The organism is Cupriavidus sp. PET2-C1 (assembly GCF_054515855.1).
The window spans coordinates 305,687-323,583 of sequence record NZ_CM137259.1 but is presented as its reverse complement, the minus strand read 5'-3'; the positions used below and the strand labels follow the sequence as shown (position 1 = coordinate 323,583).

12 protein-coding genes and 1 riboswitch are annotated in these 17,897 nt (G+C 67.1%); of the genes, 6 read left to right on the top strand and 6 right to left on the bottom strand.

Features of this window, described 5'->3' with window-relative positions; genetic code table 11:
- Positions 1–2 precede the first annotated feature (2 nt).
- The 3 genes from ACX12D_RS01470 to ACX12D_RS01460 form a co-directional block, all read right to left on the bottom strand.
- Positions 3–1,181, bottom strand: coding sequence for an FAD-dependent oxidoreductase (locus ACX12D_RS01470; RefSeq protein ID WP_441641115.1), 1,179 nt, complete (start codon positions 1,179–1,181; stop codon positions 3–5).
- A 141-nt stretch (positions 1,182–1,322) separates the two neighbouring features.
- A complete protein-coding gene (gene thiC, locus ACX12D_RS01465; protein ID WP_441641114.1) occupies positions 1,323–3,209 on the bottom strand; it encodes a phosphomethylpyrimidine synthase ThiC in 1,887 nt (628 codons plus the stop codon).
- Between the two features lie 101 nt (positions 3,210–3,310).
- Positions 3,311–3,412: riboswitch (TPP riboswitch) on the bottom strand.
- A 204-nt stretch (positions 3,413–3,616) separates the two neighbouring features.
- The gene (locus ACX12D_RS01460) at positions 3,617–5,008 is read right to left on the bottom strand and encodes an RtcB family protein (RefSeq protein ID WP_459372655.1); all 1,392 of its coding nucleotides are present in this window, start codon (positions 5,006–5,008) and stop codon (positions 3,617–3,619) included.
- A gap of 268 nt (positions 5,009–5,276) precedes the next feature.
- Between ACX12D_RS01460 and ACX12D_RS01455 the strand changes: the two genes are divergently transcribed.
- Both ACX12D_RS01455 and ACX12D_RS01450 read left to right on the top strand, forming a co-directional pair.
- On the top strand, positions 5,277–6,938 hold the full coding sequence (locus tag ACX12D_RS01455) for an acyl-CoA dehydrogenase family protein (protein ID WP_459372653.1): 1,662 nt from the start codon (positions 5,277–5,279) through the stop codon (positions 6,936–6,938).
- Between the two features lie 182 nt (positions 6,939–7,120).
- A complete protein-coding gene (locus ACX12D_RS01450) occupies positions 7,121–8,665 on the top strand; it encodes a methyl-accepting chemotaxis protein (protein ID WP_459372652.1) in 1,545 nt (514 codons plus the stop codon).
- 44 nt (positions 8,666–8,709) lie between these two features.
- Here ACX12D_RS01450 and ACX12D_RS01445 read toward each other — a convergent pair whose 3' ends face one another.
- Positions 8,710–10,389: a GMC family oxidoreductase gene (locus ACX12D_RS01445; RefSeq protein WP_459372650.1), complete on the bottom strand. Its 1,680-nt coding sequence runs from the start codon at positions 10,387–10,389 to the stop codon at positions 8,710–8,712.
- A gap of 292 nt (positions 10,390–10,681) precedes the next feature.
- On the opposite strand from ACX12D_RS01445, the gene ACX12D_RS01440 reads away from it, so the two are divergent.
- Positions 10,682–12,103 (top strand): coniferyl aldehyde dehydrogenase, encoded by a 1,422-nt coding sequence (locus tag ACX12D_RS01440; protein WP_459372649.1) that lies wholly within the window; start codon positions 10,682–10,684, stop codon positions 12,101–12,103.
- Between the two features lie 205 nt (positions 12,104–12,308).
- Here ACX12D_RS01440 and ACX12D_RS01435 read toward each other — a convergent pair whose 3' ends face one another.
- Together ACX12D_RS01435 and metK are read right to left on the bottom strand one after the other, a co-directional pair.
- The gene (locus tag ACX12D_RS01435) at positions 12,309–13,259 is read right to left on the bottom strand and encodes a Kdo hydroxylase family protein (RefSeq protein WP_459372647.1); all 951 of its coding nucleotides are present in this window, start codon (positions 13,257–13,259) and stop codon (positions 12,309–12,311) included.
- 261 nt (positions 13,260–13,520) lie between these two features.
- Entirely contained in the window at positions 13,521–14,684 is a 1,164-nt protein-coding gene (gene metK / locus ACX12D_RS01430; protein ID WP_174426073.1) for a methionine adenosyltransferase, read from the bottom strand.
- A gap of 385 nt (positions 14,685–15,069) precedes the next feature.
- Between metK and ACX12D_RS01425 the strand changes: the two genes are divergently transcribed.
- The 3 genes from ACX12D_RS01425 to dapF all read left to right on the top strand — a co-directional run bounded on the left by ACX12D_RS01425 (position 15,070) and on the right by dapF (position 17,865).
- Positions 15,070–16,008, top strand: a complete 939-nt coding sequence (locus ACX12D_RS01425; protein ID WP_459372646.1) for a lysophospholipid acyltransferase family protein — start codon at positions 15,070–15,072, stop codon at positions 16,006–16,008.
- The gene (locus tag ACX12D_RS01420) at positions 16,005–16,898 is read left to right on the top strand and encodes a lipid A biosynthesis lauroyl acyltransferase (protein WP_459372644.1); all 894 of its coding nucleotides are present in this window, start codon (positions 16,005–16,007) and stop codon (positions 16,896–16,898) included. The genes ACX12D_RS01425 and ACX12D_RS01420 overlap by 4 nt, the downstream gene beginning before the upstream one ends.
- Positions 16,899–16,998: 100 nt before the next feature.
- Entirely contained in the window at positions 16,999–17,865 is an 867-nt protein-coding gene (gene dapF, locus ACX12D_RS01415; RefSeq protein ID WP_459372642.1) for a diaminopimelate epimerase, read from the top strand.
- Positions 17,866–17,897 lie beyond the last annotated feature (32 nt).

Genomic DNA, 17,897 nt, shown 5'->3' with positions numbered 1-17,897 from the left:
GTTCAGTGCAGCACCGGCGAGCCGGCGACGGTATCGAGCGCGGCTGCGATCATGCCCGGCCAGCGCACCGAGGCGGGCACGGCGTGCGCGGCAGGATCGTCGTCGAGCAGAGCCTGCACCACCTGGCAGGCAGCCTCCGTGACCGCCGGGGCGATCAGGAAGCCGTGCCGGTACAGGCCGTTGAGGCGCACGATGCGGGCATGCTGGTCGACCCGGATGGCCGGCAGGTGGTCCGGGCGCGTCGGGCGGCGCTGCACATTGAGTTCCAGCACGCGCGCCTCGCCAAAGGCGGGGTGCAGCGAGTACGCCGCGGAAAGCAGCTCCAGCGCGGAGCGCACGCTCATCGGCGAATCATCTTCGCTTTCGAGTTCGGTGGCGCCGATCACATAGAGGTCGTTGGGCTTGGGCGCGATATAGATCGGGTAACGCGGATGCAGCAGGCGCACCGGGCGATGCAGCTTGACCTCGGGTGCGTGCACACGCACGACTTCACCGCGCAGGCCGCGCAATCCCGGCATGCTGCCGTGCGCGGCGGGCTGCCCCGGCCAAGCGGCGCGGGCGCCCAGGCCACGGCAATCCAGCACGGTACGCGCGCAGATACCCAGCGCGGGCAGGTCGCCCGCTTCGATTTCACCAGCCTCCCAGACGCAATGCAGCCCGCCTGCCACCGCGCAAGCCAGCAATGCGCGCAGCGTGCCGCGATTGTCCAGCTGGCCTTCGCCGGCCAGCAGCAGCCCCTGGGAGAAACGGCCCGCGAGCGCGGGCTCGAGCGCGGCCACGCCATTGCCGTCCAGCGCGCGCATGCGCTCGGCCACCAGTTCGGGCGGCGCCACGGCGCGCACCCGGCTGGTAAACAGCGACATCTCGCTGCGGTCGCGCGTATGCCATACCACCAGCGTGCCGTCTTCCTGGAAGAACACCGGTTCCGGCATTTCGGCTACCCAGGCGCGCCAGAGGTCGACGCTGGCGGTGCCAAGCTCGACGATGCGGCGCTCGGCAATGGCGGATTCCGCCAGGGGCGCGAGCATTGCCGCGGCGACGTGCGCGGCAGAGCCAACGCCGTCGGGGCCACCGCGCTCGACCAGCGCCACGCGCAGGCCTGCACGTACCAGTTGCCAGGCGGAAAGGCGCCCGGCCAGGCCGGCGCCGAGCACGGCCACATCAAACGACTGCGTTGTCATGGGGATGGTTGTGCCGGTGCGCGCCGCGATGGCGCGGCGAGCACCGGCCTCCTTTAAGTCATGGCGTGCCCCTTCAGGGAAGGGGCACGGTACTTCGCGTGCGGCGCTGCAAGGGCATGCGCCGCACCATGGCCCTACGCCTTACGAGTAGATCTTGCTGCCGCTCTTGACGAACTCGATCGACTTTTCCTGCATGCCTTGCTCGGCTTCGGGCTTGAGCGAGGCGGCGTAGTCGCGCACTTCCTGCGTGATCTTCATCGAGCAGAACTTGGGACCGCACATCGAGCAGAAATGCGCGATCTTGGCGCCTTCGGCCGGCAGCGTGGCGTCGTGGTACGAACGCGCGCGTTCCGGGTCCAGGCCGAGGTTGAACTGGTCTTCCCAGCGGAACTCGAAACGCGCCTTGGACAACGCGTTGTCGCGCAGCTGCGCGCCCGGCCAGCCCTTGGCAAGGTCGGCCGCGTGTGCGGCGATCTTGTAGGTGATGATGCCTTCGCGCACGTCTTCCTTGTCGGGCAAGCCCAGGTGTTCCTTCGGCGTGACGTAGCACAGCATGGCGGTGCCCATCCAGCCGATGTTGGCCGCACCGATGCCGCTGGTGATGTGGTCATAGCCGGGGGCGATGTCCGTCACCAGCGGTCCGAGCGTGTAGAACGGGGCTTCATAGCAGTGCTTGAGCTCTTCATCCATATTGGCCTGGATGCGTTGCAGCGGCACGTGGCCCGGGCCTTCGATCATGACCTGCACGTCGTGCTTCCAGGCCTTGTCGGTCAGCTCGCCGAGCGTGCGCAGCTCACCGAACTGGGCGTCGTCGTTGGAGTCAGCGATACAACCCGGACGCAGGCCATCACCCAGGCTGAACGACACGTCGTACGCCTTCATGATTTCGCAGATCTCGTCGAAGTGCGTGTACAGGAAGTTTTCCTTGTGATGCGCCAGGCACCACTTGGCCATGATCGAGCCGCCGCGCGAGACGATGCCGGTGACGCGGTCCGCGGTCATCGGCACGTAGCGCAGCAGCACGCCGGCGTGGATGGTGAAGTAGTCCACGCCCTGCTCGGCCTGCTCGATCAGCGTGTCGCGGAACATTTCCCAGGTCAGGTCCTCGGCGACGCCGCCGGTCTTGTCCAGCGCCTGGTAGATGGGCACCGTGCCGATGGGCACCGGCGAGTTGCGCAGGATCCACTCACGGGTTTCGTGGATGTGCTTGCCGGTGGACAGGTCCATGATGGTGTCCGCGCCCCAGCGGATCGACCACACCATCTTTTCCACTTCCTCGGCCAGCGACGACGTCACGGCGGAGTTGCCCAGGTTGCCGTTGATCTTGACGCGGAAATTGCGCCCGATGGCCATCGGCTCCAGCTCGGTGTGGTTGATGTTGGCGGGAATGATGGCGCGGCCGGCAGCGATTTCGCGGCGCACGAATTCCGGCGTCATGTCTTCCGGGCGCAGCGGCAGCGCGGCACCCAGCGCATTGCCGGGGTGCTGGCGCAGCAGCGCCTTGTATTCGGGCTTGTCGTACAGCGCCTGCAGGTTCAGCGACTCGCGCAGCGCCACGTATTCCATCTCGGGCGTGATGATGCCGCGGCGCGCATAGTGCATCTGCGACACGTTGGCGCCGGCCTTGGCGCGGCGCGGGTTGGTCAGCTGGGCAAAGCGCAGGTGCGCGGTGGCCGGATCGGCGGCGCGCGCCAGGCCGTATTCCGACGACAGGCCGGACAGCACTTCGGTGTCGCCGCGCTCTTCGATCCACTTGCCGCGTACCGAGGGCAGGCCTGCCTTCAGGTCGATATGGATGTCCGGATCGCTGTACGGGCCCGACGTGTCATACACGGGAATCGGCGGATTGGACATCTCGCCCTTGTCCGTGCGCGTGGACGTCTGCAGGATCGTGCGCAGCGGCACGCGGATATCGGGGCGGCTGCCGGTCAGGTAGGTCTTGCTGGATGCCGGATAGGCAAACTTTTTGTCGAGATCGGTTTCAAGCGACTCGAAAGATGCGGCGGGGGCGGTATTTGTGCGGGCCATGGGTGTCGTCCTCTCTTGCGGGGATGGACGAAACCAGGAGCCCTGTGAGCATGGCCGCGGCGGTGTGGCCGGGTCATGTGCCTTGGAGAAGGCAGGAGCTGTTCGGTAACCATGAAACTTCCCACGCCGGTACTAGCCGGATCGGGTTCGAAGGGACTCTCTCAGCCGCACGGCCCATCCGTACGGCACCCCTGTTTCATCCAACGGGGTGAATTTAAGCACAAGGCTCGGGGCTTGACCACCCCTGTTTCAATCTGGAGTGTCGTGCGTCAAGGTATGGCTGAGGGCCGCGCGACCCCCAAGGCAATGGCAGGCACACCATTGCACACCATTACGCTGCAACGCACCATGACTTAGCGTGCGCATGCACTGCCATTCGAACTCCGCCGTTATCTCAAGCCTTGAAGTCAAGCCTTGAAGGTCACCCAAGGCTTCAACCGCGCCACGGCTTCGATCAGCCCGGCCTCTTCCTGCGCCTGCAGCACCGGACCGATCGGCTTGTAGGCCTCGGGCGCTTCTTCCACCCTGCGCTCCTCGCGCAGCGTGACGCAGCGCCACTCGGCGTTGGCATGATCGCTCTTGAGGCGGCGCAAGGCCTGGCGCCGGACACTGCGGCCGGCACCGTGGCTGCATGACGAGAGCCAATCGGTGTGACCCAAACCTCTCACTATATAGGAGGCATCCCCCATGGAACCGGGGATCAGGGCCAGGTCGCCGTCGTGCGCGGGGGTCGCGCCCTTGCGGTGGATATTGAGGCCGTTTTCACGCAGCACCACGTTATGCGGCACGTCGACCACCAGCCGCGAAGCCGTCGCGCCGCACAACTCGGCCAGCTCTTTGCGCACGAGTTCGGCCAGCACCACCCGGTTGGCCCAGGCATAGCGTGCCGCCGTACCCATGGCCACCAGGTACTCGTGCGCCAGGCTGCCCGCCAAGCCGTACAGCCCGCTCGTCGGATGCTTCAGGCCGGCGGGCCAGGCCTGGCGCGCCCGGTCCATCCAGCGCCGGCCCACGTAGAAGCCGACATCGCGCGAGCCGCTGTGGATCATCGCCACGACATCGCCGGACGCCAGGCCAACGCGATACGCGGCGTGCCTGTCGAAGATCTCGTCCACGACCTGCAGTTCGACGAAATGATTGCCCCCGCCCGGCGTGCCGAGACAGGGATCGCGAAAGACCTCGCGATTGCCGACGTGCGCATCCGGCGCATAGCGGGCACTCCCGCCAAGCGCATCCAGTCCGACGCAAGCGGCAAGCTCGGCCTCCAGCCGGCCTCGATCGACCTGCGCCCACAAGCCTTGGGGGGCCACGCGATCGATGAACGCGGCGGGTCCCTCGTCGAACAAGGCGCGGAACGCGGCGCTATGCACCGGCACGTCGCGGCCGTTGTCGAGCAGGGCACGCGTGAGCCTGCTCACGAGGGCATCCTGCTGCGGCAGCAAGGCGGCTTGCTTCAGGCCTGTGGTAATCAAGCGCATGCCGCAGTTGATGTCGGTGCCGATCGCGGCGGGTATGACGAAATCCGCGTCGGTGGCAACGATCGATCCGACCGGCGCAATGCCGCCGGGATGAAAGTCCGGCGTGGCGCAGGCTTTGCAAACGGCGTGGTGGCCGTCCGCGGAACGCACCGCGGCGAAGTCGAGCAACTGCTGTACGGCTTTCGCTTCCAGGGGAAGCGTGGCGGGCAACAACACCGAGGCCTGCGCGTGTTCGTTGCGCAGGTGATAGACACCCTGGCTGCGCTCGACATGGATGCCCCGGCGCTGCAGGGCTTTTTCAAGACGGGAAAGTGAAGACATGGCTGCTGGGAATACAAGGTACGGGGGGGCCTCCGGGGAACCGGGGCAAAAAGTACCTTCTGCGCAGCAGCGTCGAGAAAGGAGCGTGCAGTGTAGCGCCGGGGAACGGCGAACGGCAAGCACCCGGCCCGCGAGCCCTGCCACGGCGGCGCGAAGTGTTGGGGACAGGACACAGTGCAAGCCCACGCACATAGCGCGCCGCTTGCTCTACCATGCAATCAGACATGCCCATGCGCAACGCGCGCAAAAAGACTGCACAGGAGACCTCATGACCGAAGCCGCCACCCATCGCGTGTTCAACCAGGTCCCGGACCTGACCGGCTACAACCTGTTCACCGGCGACCCCGCGTTGCGCGCCGCGCTGGAGCGGCTTGGTGGCGGCTGGCACGCCAGTGCGCTCGATGTCTTCGGCGCGCGCCTGGGCAAACCCGATGTGCAGCAGTGGGCGGCCGAGGCCAATCGCCACGCGCCCGAGCTGCATACGCACAGCCGCACCGGCGAACGCATCGACGAAGTGGAATTTCCGCCTGCATGGCACGCCTTGCTGGCCCTGCTGCGCAGCCAGCAGTTGCAGGCGCTGCCGTTCGCGCAGCCCAGGGAGGGCGCGTGGGTGGCGCGCGCCGCCGGCTATTACTTGCAAGCCCAGGCCGAATCCGGATCCCTGTGCCCGCCCACCATGACGTTCGCCAGCATCCCGGTGCTGCAGAAAGAAGCGGCGCTGTTCGCGCAACTGGAGCCGAAGCTGTTTGCCACGGAGCACGATCCGCGCGACCTGCCCTGGCGCGACAAGCACGCCGTGATGATCGGCATGGGCATGACGGAAAAGCAGGGCGGCTCCGATGTGCGCAGCAACACTACCGTCGCGCGTGCCGTGCGCGGCGAGGGCCGCGGCGCGGAGTACGCGATCACCGGGCACAAATGGTTTTTCTCCGCCCCGATGTGCGATGCCCACCTGGTGGTGGCGCGCATGGGCGCGGAGGATGGGCCGCTGTCGTGCTTCTTCGTGCCGCGCTTTCGCGACGACGGCAGCAAGAACCCGGTGCAGATCCAGCGCCTGAAAGACAAGCTCGGCAACCGCTCCAACGCCAGCAGCGAAGTGGAATTCCGCGAGGCCACCGGCATCCTGATCGGCGAGGAGGGCCGCGGCATTCCGACCATCATCGAGATGGCCACCCATACCCGGCTGGATTGCGTGATCGGCAGCGCCGGCATCATCCGCGCGGCGCTGGTGCAGGCCATCCATCACGCGCGGCATCGCATGGCGTTTGGCCGCCTGCTGGTGGAGCAGCCGCTGATGCGCAATGTACTGGCCGACCTGGCGCTGGAAAGCCAGGCCGCCACCCTGCTCATGATGGAACTGGCGCACGCCTTCGAGCGGGCCGATGCCGATCCGCTGGCCGCCGCCTGGAAGCGCATTGTCACGCCGGCGGCCAAGTTCTGGGTCTGCAAGCGGGCCATCGAGGTAACGGGCGAAGCCATGGAGGTGTGGGGCGGCAACGGCTACGTGGAGGAAGGCCCGATGGCGCGGCTGTACCGCGAGGCGCCGGTCAACTCGATCTGGGAGGGTTCCGGCAACATCATGTGCCTGGATGTACTGCGCGCGCTCCAGCGCAACCCCGAGGTCGCCGGGCGGCTATTGCAAGACCTCGGGCGGCGCGCCGGCGGCCATCCGGCGGTGCGGGCCGAACTCGCCTCGCTGCAGGCGATGCTGCGGGATGCGCCGGATCACCTGGAAGCCGGCGCGCGCCGCTTTGCCCAGGGCCTCGTGCTGACCGCGCAGGCGGCGCTGATGCTCGCCCATGCCGACCCCGACGATGCCGAGCGCTTCGTGGCCAGCCGGCTCGGGCGCCAGCACGGCCGCGTGTTCGGCACGCTGGAAGGCGACGACGCCGCGCTGGCGCGGGTGATCGCACGGGCCTGGCCGGCCTGAGGCGCGCGGCTGGGCCGGACGCCTCGCCACGCTTTTTCCGGGTCATCGCGCTACAGGCGGCGCCGGTCCTGCCGTAAACCCCTTGGTATTAATGTCATTCACTTAATACATAAGTGCGCATTCATCCCCATTAAATGACCAAGCGGCGCGCCCTGCTACACGCCGGGTGCCGACATCCCGACATGAACATCAGCCAACGCCTGTTGCTTTCTTTATCCCTGGCCCTGCTCGCCTTGCTCGTTGTGGGCCTCGGCGGCATCTGGCAACTCAGCGAGTCGGAACAACGTTTCGAGTACTTCAACGACAACACGCTAGGTAGCGTACGCACCTTGGGCACCCTCAAGGACAACGTCAACGCCATGCGTATCTCGCTCTACAGGCACGCCATGAGCGACGACCCCAAGGCCAAGGCCGAAGCCGAAGCCGCCCTGGCCCGCGCCGACGAGAAGTTCGACACCACCGCCGCAAAGTATGAGCGCGACGACATCAGCGACGATACCGACCGCAAGATGCTCGAAGCCGAGCGCGCCGCGATCAAGCGCTACCGCGCCGAGCGTGCCCTCATGCTGGAAAAATCACGCGCCAACGATTTCGCCGCGGCCCACGCCATGCTGGTGAGCGGCGAACTGAACAATGCATCGATCGCCTTGCGCAAGGCAATCGACGATCACATCAACTATAACGGCGACCTGGGCGAGCTCGCCGTGACGCACAATCGCGAGCAGTACACCACGGCGGTTCGCGTGTTCTCGGCGGTCATCGTCGTGGCGGTGCTGGTCACCGGCTTGCTGGCCGTGACGCTGTATCGCCGCATCCACGGCAGCCTGTCCGAGATCGAGCAGACCCTGGAATACGTCAGCGGCTCCCTGGACCTGGAACGCCGCGCGCCGGTGGGCCGCCTGGACGAGATCGGCCGTACCGCGGCTGCCTTCAACCGCCTGCTGGAGCGGGTAGCCGTGGCGCTGCGCGAGGTGCGCCATTCGACCGACTCCGTCGGCGTGGCGGCACGCCAGATCGCCGCGGGCAATACCGATTTGTCGGCACGGACCGAACAACAGGCTGCCTCGCTGGAGCAAACCGCATCGAGCATGGAAGAGCTGACCACCACCGTGCGCCAGAATGCCGACAACGCGCGCCAGGCGAGCGGCCTGGCCGGCAATGCCGCCAGCGTGGCCGAGCACGGCAGCACCGCCGTGCAGCAGTTGGTGCAGACCATGGGCGCGATCAGCACCAGTTCCAACCGCATCGCGGAGATCACCAGCCTGATCGAGGGCATCGCCTTCCAGACCAACATCCTGGCGCTCAATGCGGCGGTGGAGGCCGCGCGCGCCGGCGAACAAGGCCGCGGCTTCGCGGTGGTGGCCGGCGAGGTGCGCAGCCTGGCGCAGCGCTCGTCCAGTGCCGCCAAGGAAATCAAGGACCTGATCGACAGCTCGGTCAACACCGTGCGCACGGGCTCGGCGCAAGCCGAGGATGCCGGCAAGACCATGAGCGAAGTCCAGAATGCGGTGAAGCGCGTATCGGACATCATTGCCGAGATCGCCGCGGCCTCCGACGAGCAAAGCGCGGGCATCGAGCAGGTCAACCAGGCCGTGGGCCAGATGGACGAAGTCACGCAGCAAAATGCCGCGCTGGTGGAAGAAGCGGCGGCCGCCGCGCAGTCGCTGGACGACCAGGCCGGCAAGCTGCGCGACACGGTATCGACCTTCCGCCTGGCTACGGCCTGAGCGCGGGTGTGAGGGGCGGGGGGCGGCCCCCCGCCCCTCGCACCTCACACGGCCAATACCTCCGCCATCCGCAACACCACGCGCGGGCCGTGCCGGATCAGGTCATGCGCACGCTCGCCGATCATGATGGCCGGCGCATTGGTGTTGCCGCCAATCAGCGTTGGCATGATCGACGCATCCACCACGCGCAAGCCTTCCACGCCCCGCACGCGCAGCTGCGGATCGACCACCGCGTACTCGTCCATGCCCATGCGGCACGTCCCGACGGGATGGTAGATGGTGTCGGCGTGGGCGCGGATCATCGCGCGGATCGCGCTGTCGTCGCCGCCATCGGCCGGCAAGTGCGCCGAATACAGCTCCTTGCCGCCGAACGCCGCCAGTTGCGGCTGGGCCAGGATTCGGCGCACGATCCGCACGCCGGCCACCAGGCCGTCGAGATCCCGCGGATCCGACAGGAAGCACGGGTCGATCATCGGCGCCTCGCGGATATCGGGCGAAGCCAGCCGTACCTCGCCCCGGCTTTCCGGGCGCAACACGCAGACGTGGCAGGAATAGCCATGGCCCAGGCGGATTCGGCGCATATGGTCGTCGGCCAGGCCGACCACGAAATGCAGCTGCAGGTCCGGCTCGTCCAGCCCGGCGTGGCTCTTCAGGAAGGCGCCTGCCTCGGCAAAGTTGGAAGTCAGCATGCCGGTGCGCTCGCGCCGGTAGCGCAGTATCTCGGCCAGCAGGCGAAACACGCCGCCCACCGAGATGCCGAACAGCTCGGACGCCGCCACCCGCTTGTGCACGATGACGTCGAGATGGTCCTGCAGGTTGGCGCCCACGCCCGGCAGGTCGTGCACCACGGGAATACCTAGCTCGCGCAGATGCGAGGCAGGGCCGACGCCCGACACCATCAGCAGTTGCGGCGAGCCGAACGCGCCGGCCGACACGATCACCTCGCGGCGTGCCCGCAACAGGGTCTCGCGGCCATCCAGGCGCGCCACCACCCCCACCGCGTGGCGGCCCTCGAACGCGATGCGCAGCACCTGCGCGCCCGTCATCACGGCCAGGTTCTCGCGCCCGCCATTGTTGGCGCGGTCGGCGGCGTCGCCGCGGTGCAGGTAGGCGCGCGCGGCATTCCAGCGCTCGCCGCCATGCTGGGTCACCTGGTACCAGCCAGCGCCCTCCTGTTCCACGCCGTTGAAGTCGTCGTTGCGGCGATAGCCGGCCTGCTGGGCTGCCTCGATAAAGCGCTGGCCAAAGGGATTGGGCGTGCGCAGGTCCGACACATGGAGCGGGCCGCTGCCGCCGTGCCAGGGATCGTCATCGCGCCCGGTCACGCGCTCATTGCATTCGGCCCGGCGGAAATAAGGCAGCACATCGTCCCAGGCCCAGCCGTCGCAGCCGGCCGAAGCCCAGCGGTCGTAGTCAGCCGGCGTGCCCCGCGTGTAGATCATGGCATTGAGCGAGGAACTGCCCCCCAGGCCGCGCCCGCGCGGCTGGTAGCCACGGCGCCCGTTCAGCCCGGGCTGCGCAACGGTGCGATAGCCGTAATTATGGCTGCCGGCACGCGGCAGCATGGCCGCGCAGCCCGCCGGCGTCGACACCAGCACATGGTGATCGTGGCCGCCAGTCTCGAGCACCGCCACGCTGTCGCTGCCGCTGTCGGCCAGCCGCCCGGCCAGGGCACACCCCGCCGAACCGCCGCCAACGACGAGATAGTCAAAGGTGGTTTCCATCCGTCTCCCCGCCTGGTCCGAGGTCAGTGTGCCGGGGTTGCGCCGGACGCTTTGGCAGGCCGCGCATGCCGGTCAACCCGGTCTGGCCGGCACGCCGAAAGCATGCCGCGAAATCAGTGTAGGGCTTTGCCAGGGCACTGGAAAGGGCGAAGGAGGGTCGGTGAATACGGTTGTTTGAAGCGCGCGGCTAGTGGCCGGCGTCCATTGTCAGGCGCCGCCGCGTGGCATATGGTGCGGGGATCTAAACGCCGCGCGCGCCAAGGGCAGCGCACGGCCCCAAGGAGAGCGCAACATGAGAGAAGTGCCCGAGATTTCATCCGTATTCGACGCCATGCGCGCCGCCTCGCGCCGCGACCAGGCCCCGGCCTGGGCCGTGCGCGCCGACCGGCTGCGGCGCCTGCGCAAACTGGTGACCGGGCACATGGACGAGATCTCGCAAGCCATCAGCGCCGATTTCGGCAACCGCCCGCGCCAGGAAACCGCACTGCTCGAAGCTTTTCCCAGCGTGGCCGGGATCGACGATGCGCTGCGTCATGGCAAGCGCTGGATGCGGGTGCGGCGCGTGCGCACCGGGCTGTGGTTCAAGCCCGCCACGTCGCGGCTGATGCCGCAGCCGCTGGGCGTGATCGGCATCGTGGTGCCGTGGAACTACCCGCTCTACCTGACCGTGGGCCCGCTGGTGGGCGCGCTGGTCGCGGGCAACCGCGCCATGGTCAAGCTCTCCGAGTACACGCCGCGCTTCGCCGCGTTGTTCGCGCGCCTGGCACAACAGGCCTTCGCCCCCGACGAGATCACGGTGATCAATGGCGACGCGGAAGTAGCGAGCGCTTTTTCCGCCCTGCCCTTCGACCATCTGCTGTTCACCGGCTCGACCCAGGTCGGCCACCATGTGATGCGTGCGGCGGCCGCCAACCTCACGCCGGTCACGCTGGAACTGGGCGGCAAATCGCCGGCCATCGTCGGCCCCGGCGCCGACCTGGAACGCGCGGTCGAACGCATCCTGGTGGGCAAGCTGCTCAACGCCGGCCAGACCTGCATCGCGCCAGACTATGTGCTGCTGCCCGAGGCCCTGCGCGAGCCCTTCGTCGAAGCCGCCCGCGCCTGCGCCGCCCGCCTCTATCCAGACCTGCCGGGCCAGCCGGGCCATGCCGGCAACCCCGACTACACCACCATCATCAGCCCGAGGCACTTCGCGCGGCTGGACAGCATGGTGAGCGACGCCGCCCGCGCCGGGGCGCGCGTGGTGCCGCTGTCACAGCTGCCATCGGACCCGGAGCGCCGCCGCCTCGCGCCGGTGCTGTTGCTGGATGTCCCCGCCGACGCCACGGTGATGCGCGAGGAAATCTTCGGCCCGGTGCTTCCGCTGGTGACCTACCGTACGCTGGAAGAGGCGATCGGCTACATCAACGCCCGCCCACGCCCGCTGGCGCTCTACCTGTTCGAGAAAGACCGCCGCACGATCGACCACGTCATGGCGCAAACCGTGGCGGGTGGCGTCAGCATCAACGAAACGCTGCTGCATATCGCCCAGGAAGACCTCCCCTTCGGCGGCGTGGGCCCCAGCGGCATGGGCGCATATCACGGCCAGGCGGGCTTTGAGACTTTCTCCAAGCTCAAGCCGATCTTCCACCAATCCGGCATCAATGGCGCGGGGCTGCTGAAGCCACCCTATGGCAAGCGCTTTGAAACGATGATCAAGCTGCTGATGCGCTGAATGGCAGGGAAAACCTGCGGCGCTGAACAAAGCCGCCGAACAGGCCAAAGCCGCGCGCGATGACGAGGTCTGTCTCTCCCACTCCCCTCAGGGGGAGAGGGCCGGGGAGAGGGGTGGCTTAGCTAGGAGCCACTGGAAGCGGAGCCCTTGGTCTGGTACAGCACAACGGCGTAACTACCACCCGCCCCGCAGCTCAAACCAAACCTCAGCCCACCACCATTGGCCGCCCCAGCATCCTCGCCAGCACGGCCTCGGGCGAATGCGTATGGTCTGAGATCGCTTTTGGCGACAGGTAGTAAGTCTGCTCCATCATGGCCCGGCCCCGCATAGCCGCATGCAGCACCTGGTCGCTGAATACGATCCAGGTCGACCCGGGCGGGAACTGAAATTCCTGCTGCGGCACATTGGCCTGATACTCCAGGTCGGCCTTCGCAAGATCGTGCAGCTGCAGCATCCGATGGTCGTACTCCGAGCGCCGGCGCTTGGTGATGTGCAGCATCTCCATCACCCGCGCCTGCCCCGGCCACATGCCCTTGGTCTTCGGCACGAAACGCTTGGCGAAATCGCCAAACGGCTCGCCCACCCGCCACACGCGCGGCGCCTGCGGGTCAATGTTGTGGAATACGCGCAGCAGCCGCTGGCCCAGCATCGGGTTGGACGGGAAGGAATCCACATGCAGCCGCGTGTCGTCCTTGCGCCAGCTCACCGGCCGCCCGGCGATCTCGCTCGGGCGCAGCGAGGTGCCGGCGCGCACCATATGCGGGCCATATTCAGGGAACAGGCTGAGCACCAGCTTCTCGCTGTACTCGGCATAGCGGCGAATCAGCACGTACAGGTCTTTCAGGTCCTGCTCGCCGCCCGTCGCACCGCGCACGGCCTGGTCGTTGGCGCGCAGGTTGATGTTCTTTGACTTGCCGTCCGACCAGCGGCTGTCCAGGAAACGCGCCTCGCCAGGCTCGAACTGGAAGCGCAGCTGGGGGAAGAACAGCACGGCGCCCTGCTCCAGTTCGCGGCGCAACCCTGCCTTGGTGCCGGCATCGAGCTGCGGAGCCCACTCGGTATAGGGCTGGGGCCGGATCAGGTTGAACGCGGGCGCGGCCGCCCCGGGCGCAGTGGCGGGGGTGGGCGTAGGGGTAAGGGTCGAATCAAGTGACATTGGGCATCCTCGGTATGCGGGCTCCGGCGGTCTTGGGCGCGCATGCGCGCACCGCGGCAGGCGAACAAAGCGCCACTCGCCGGGCCGCCTTGCCATCCCGCGATTCTACCCTCGCGGCCATGGCGCGCCACGCCCTGCCCTGCCCCGCTTGATCCAGGACAAGGCCGTGGCAAGCCAGGAATGCCACCGCGAGCGCGAAAAAAAACACCGCCCGAAGGCGGTGTTGGGCGGTGCTTTTCGGATGCGAGGTTCGCGGCAGCCTTACAGGCCGGCAGCAGCGCGCAGCAGCGCGACCTTGTCGGTTGCTTCCCACGAGAATTCCGGCTCTTCGCGGCCAAAGTGGCCATACGCAGCGGTCTTCTCGTAGATCGGGCGCAGCAGGTCAAGCATCTGCACGATGCCCTTCGGGCGCAGGTCGAAATGGTCTTGCACCAGCGCGGCGATCGCCTCGTCGGAGATCTTGCCCGTGCCTTCGGTGTACACCGTCACGTTGATCGGGCGTGCCACGCCGATGGCGTAGCTGACCTGCACCTGGCACTGGCGCGCCAGGCCGGCGGCAACCACGTTCTTGGCGACATAGCGGGCAGCATAGGCTGCCGAGCGGTCGACCTTGGACGGATCCTTGCCAGAGAAAGCACCGCCGCCGTGGGGCGAAGCGCCGCCATAGGTATCGACGATGATCTTGCGGCCGGTCAGGCCGCAATCGCCCTGCGGGCCGCCGATGACGAAGCGGCCGGTCGGGTTCACCAGGTACTTGGTGTCCTTGAGCATCTCGGCCGGCAGCACCGGCTTGATGATTTCCTCGATCACGGCTTCGCGGATCTGCGCCTGGGTGATATCCGGCGAATGCTGGGTCGACAGCACCACGGTATCCACGCTGTGCGGGCGGCCGTCAACGTAACGCACGGTCACCTGCGACTTAGCGTCCGGACGCAGCCAGGGCAGGCGGCCATCGCGGCGCAGTTGCGACTGGCGCTCGACCAGGCGGTGCGAATAGTAGATCGGGAAAGGCATCAGCTCCGGCGTTTCATCGCAGGCGTAGCCAAACATCAGGCCTTGGTCGCCGGCGCCCTGGTTCAGGTAGTCGTCGGAGGCGCGGTCCACGCCCTGGGCGATGTCAGGCGATTGCTTGTCGTAAGCGACCAGCACTGCACAGCCCTTGTAGTCGATGCCGTATTCGGTGTTGTCGTAGCCGATGCGCTTGATGGTGTCGCGCGCAACTTGGATGTAGTCGACGTTGGCAGTCGTGGTGATTTCCCCGGCCAGGACAACCAGGCCGGTGTTGCACAGCGTTTCAGCGGCCACGCGCGCGTACTTGTCCTGGGCCAGGATGGCATCGAGGACAGCATCGGAAATTTGGTCGGCGACCTTATCGGGATGGCCTTCGGAGACGGATTCCGAAGTGAACAAGAAGTCGTTTGCCACGAACTTTTCTCCAGGTTTGGCTATTGCGCGCCAACCTCTAAGCCCGGGCGGCGACGCTTTAGCGGTATTTTCATGCCGTTCCGGTAGAACGGTATCGCCCCGCAAGTTGTCAGTTAACTCGGCGATACGCGCTATTATACGCGCCTGCAAGCTACGCTGCAGCACCCCGGTTATCTGGCACACCTGCCAAATACCGGATTGCTGTCGCGGCCAGGCCGCGCCAGCCAATCGGCGACGCGGCTCCGGCCTGGCGCGAGCCTGCAGGCAATGCAAGCCGTACGGTGGGCCCGTAACAACACCAGATTCATTTTGATTGCCCACTAACGGCAGCGCCCGGCAAAACATTAATGACCTACCCGGCCCGCCGGGCCGCTATCGCAATTCAATGACCTTCCTGTTCTGGCTGATTTCCCGCTTGCCGCTCTCTTGGCTGCACGCCATTGGCGGTGCGCTCGGATTGCTGGCGGCACGCCTGCCGGGACGTTATGGCACGCGGCTAAGGGAAAACCTTCGCCATGCCTACCCTGACGCCAGCGAAGCGATGGTGGCGCAGGCGGCCCGCTCGACGGGCCGCATGATCCTGGAAATGCCCTATTTCTGGAGCCGGCGCAATCCCGAGGCGCGCATGTACGGCTTTGCCGACCGGCTCTGGCCGGAACTCGACAAGCTGATGGCACAGGGCCGCGGGCTGATCATCCTGGTGCCGCACCTGGGCTGCTTCGAAGTGCTTCCACAGGCATTTGCCCTGCGGCATCCGGTCACGGCCTTGTACAAGCCGCCGCACCAGGCCTGGCTGCGCGACTGGATCGTCAAGATGCGCACGCGCCCTAACCTGGCCATGGCACCAGCGCAGCCGCGCGGCGTGCGCATGCTGGTCAAGGCACTCAAGCGGGGCGAGGCCATCGGCATCCTGCCCGACCAGGTCCCGACCGGCGGCGAAGGCGCCTGGGCGCCGTTCTTCGGCAAGCCGGCCTACACCATGACGCTGGTGCAGCGCCTGCAGCAGCTCACGGGCGCGCCTATCGCGGTGATTTTTGCCGAGCGCCTGCCGCGCGGCGCCGGCTACCTCGGCCATATGCAGATCATCCAGGACCCGCTGCCCGATGACCAGGCCGAAGCCGTCGCGGTGATCAACGCGGCCGTCGAGAAGCTGGTGAAGGCATGCCCGACGCAGTACCTGTGGGGCTACAACCGCTACAAGCATCCGGGTGGCGCTGAGTTGCCGCCCGCGGAGCCACCTCGCGCGCCCGCCGCCAACGCCTCGCGCAACCCCCTGGAGGTGCCGGCACCGGCACCCGACTCTCTCTCCAACGACCAACGATGAGCCGTCTTTTGACCTGGCTTGGCATCGGCCTGCTGACCGTGCTGGGCAAGCTTCCCTATCCGCTCGTGGCACGCTTCGGCGAAGGCCTGGGCAGCCTGCTCTATCTCATTCCCAGCAGCCGGCGCCGCGTGGTGCAGACCAACCTGCGCCTGTGCTTTCCCGAGCGGACCGACGCCGAGATCGAAACGCTCTCGCGGCAGACCTTCCGCACCGTCTTTCGCAGCTTTGCCGAACGCGGCATCTTCTGGACCGGCAGCGAGGCGCAGATGCGCCGCTGGGTCCAGATCGACGACCAGGCCAACCTGGTGGCGCTGGACGGCACGCCCCACATCCTCGTCACGCTGCATCTCTCCGGCGTCGAAGCTGGCGCGATCCGCCTCACCATCCACCTGCGCGAGCACGTCAAACGCTCCGGCGCGTCGCTCTACACCAAGCAGAAGAACGACCTGTTCGACGGGTTCCTCAAGCACGCGCGCGGCCGCTTCGGCGCCAAGATGATTGCCCGCAACGACAGCGCGCGCGACATCATCCGCTGCCTGCGCAAGGGCGAGGCCCTGCAGCTGATCGCCGACATGGACTTCGGCGAGCGCGACTCGGAGTACATCCCGTTCTTTGGCGTGGAGGCCCTGACCCTGACCTCGGTTTCCCGCCTGGCGCGGCTGACGGGGGCCAAGGTTGTGCCGATCTATACCGAGATGCTGCCCGACTACCAGGGCTACGTGCTGCGTATCCTGCCGGCTTGGGAAAACTACCCCGGCGACAGCGTGACCGAAGACACCCGGCGCATGAATGCCTTCTTCGAAGACTGCATCCGCCCCCGCGTGACTGAGTATTACTGGGTGCACAAGCGCTTCAAGCACCGCCCCGACGGCGAGCGCGAAAACTACTGACCACGTGGGCGCGGCGGCGGCATCGCCAGGCAAACATGCAGCCCGCGCCACCCTCGACACGCCGCCAGCAAGCGCCGGACGGCCCGACTACAATCGCACTATGAAACTCCAGTTCACCAAGATGCACGGCGCCGGCAACGACTTTGTCGTGCTTGACGGCATCCACCAGACCCTGAACCTGACCCCGGCGCAGTGGCGCGCGCTCGCCAGCCGGCATTTCGGCGTGGGCGCCGACCAGATCCTGGTGGTCGAGAAGCCCACCCGGGACGACGTCGACTTTCGCTACCGCATCTTCAACGCCGACGGCGGCGAGGTGGAGCACTGCGGCAATGGCGCGCGCTGCTTCGTGCGCTTCGTCACCGACCACGGCCTGACCGACAAGCGCTCGGTGCGCGTGCAGGTGATGAACGGCGTGATCACCTTGACGCTGCAGGACGACGGCCAGGTCACGGTCGACATGGGTGCGCCGGAACTCGAACCGGCCCGCGTGCCGTTCCGTCCCGAAGGCCTGCCGACCAAGGCCGAAGGCCGCGATACGCTGTACGGACTGGAAGTAAACGGCCGCACCGGGTGGATTTCGGCAGTCTCGATGGGCAACCCCCACGCGGTGCAGGTGGTGGACAACACCGAGGCGTTCCCGGTGCTGCAGGACGGCCCCATCATCGAGCACCACGCGAGCTTCCCCAACCGCGTCAACGCCGGCTTCATGCAGGTGGTGGAGCGCCACACGATCCGCCTGCGCGTGTTCGAGCGCGGGGCCGGCGAAACCCTGGCCTGCGGCACGGGCGCATGCGCGGCGGTCGTCGCCGGCATTCGCCGCGGCCTGCTGGACTCGCCGGTGCTGGTGCACACCCATGGCGGCGACCTGACGATTGCCTGGGACGGCGAAGGAGAGCCGGTACGCATGACCGGCCCTGCGACCACGGTGTTCGAAGGCAGCATTGACCTGGACCGGCTGCCTGCCTGACCATAGGGGCTTGCGGCCAGCCACGGCCGCGC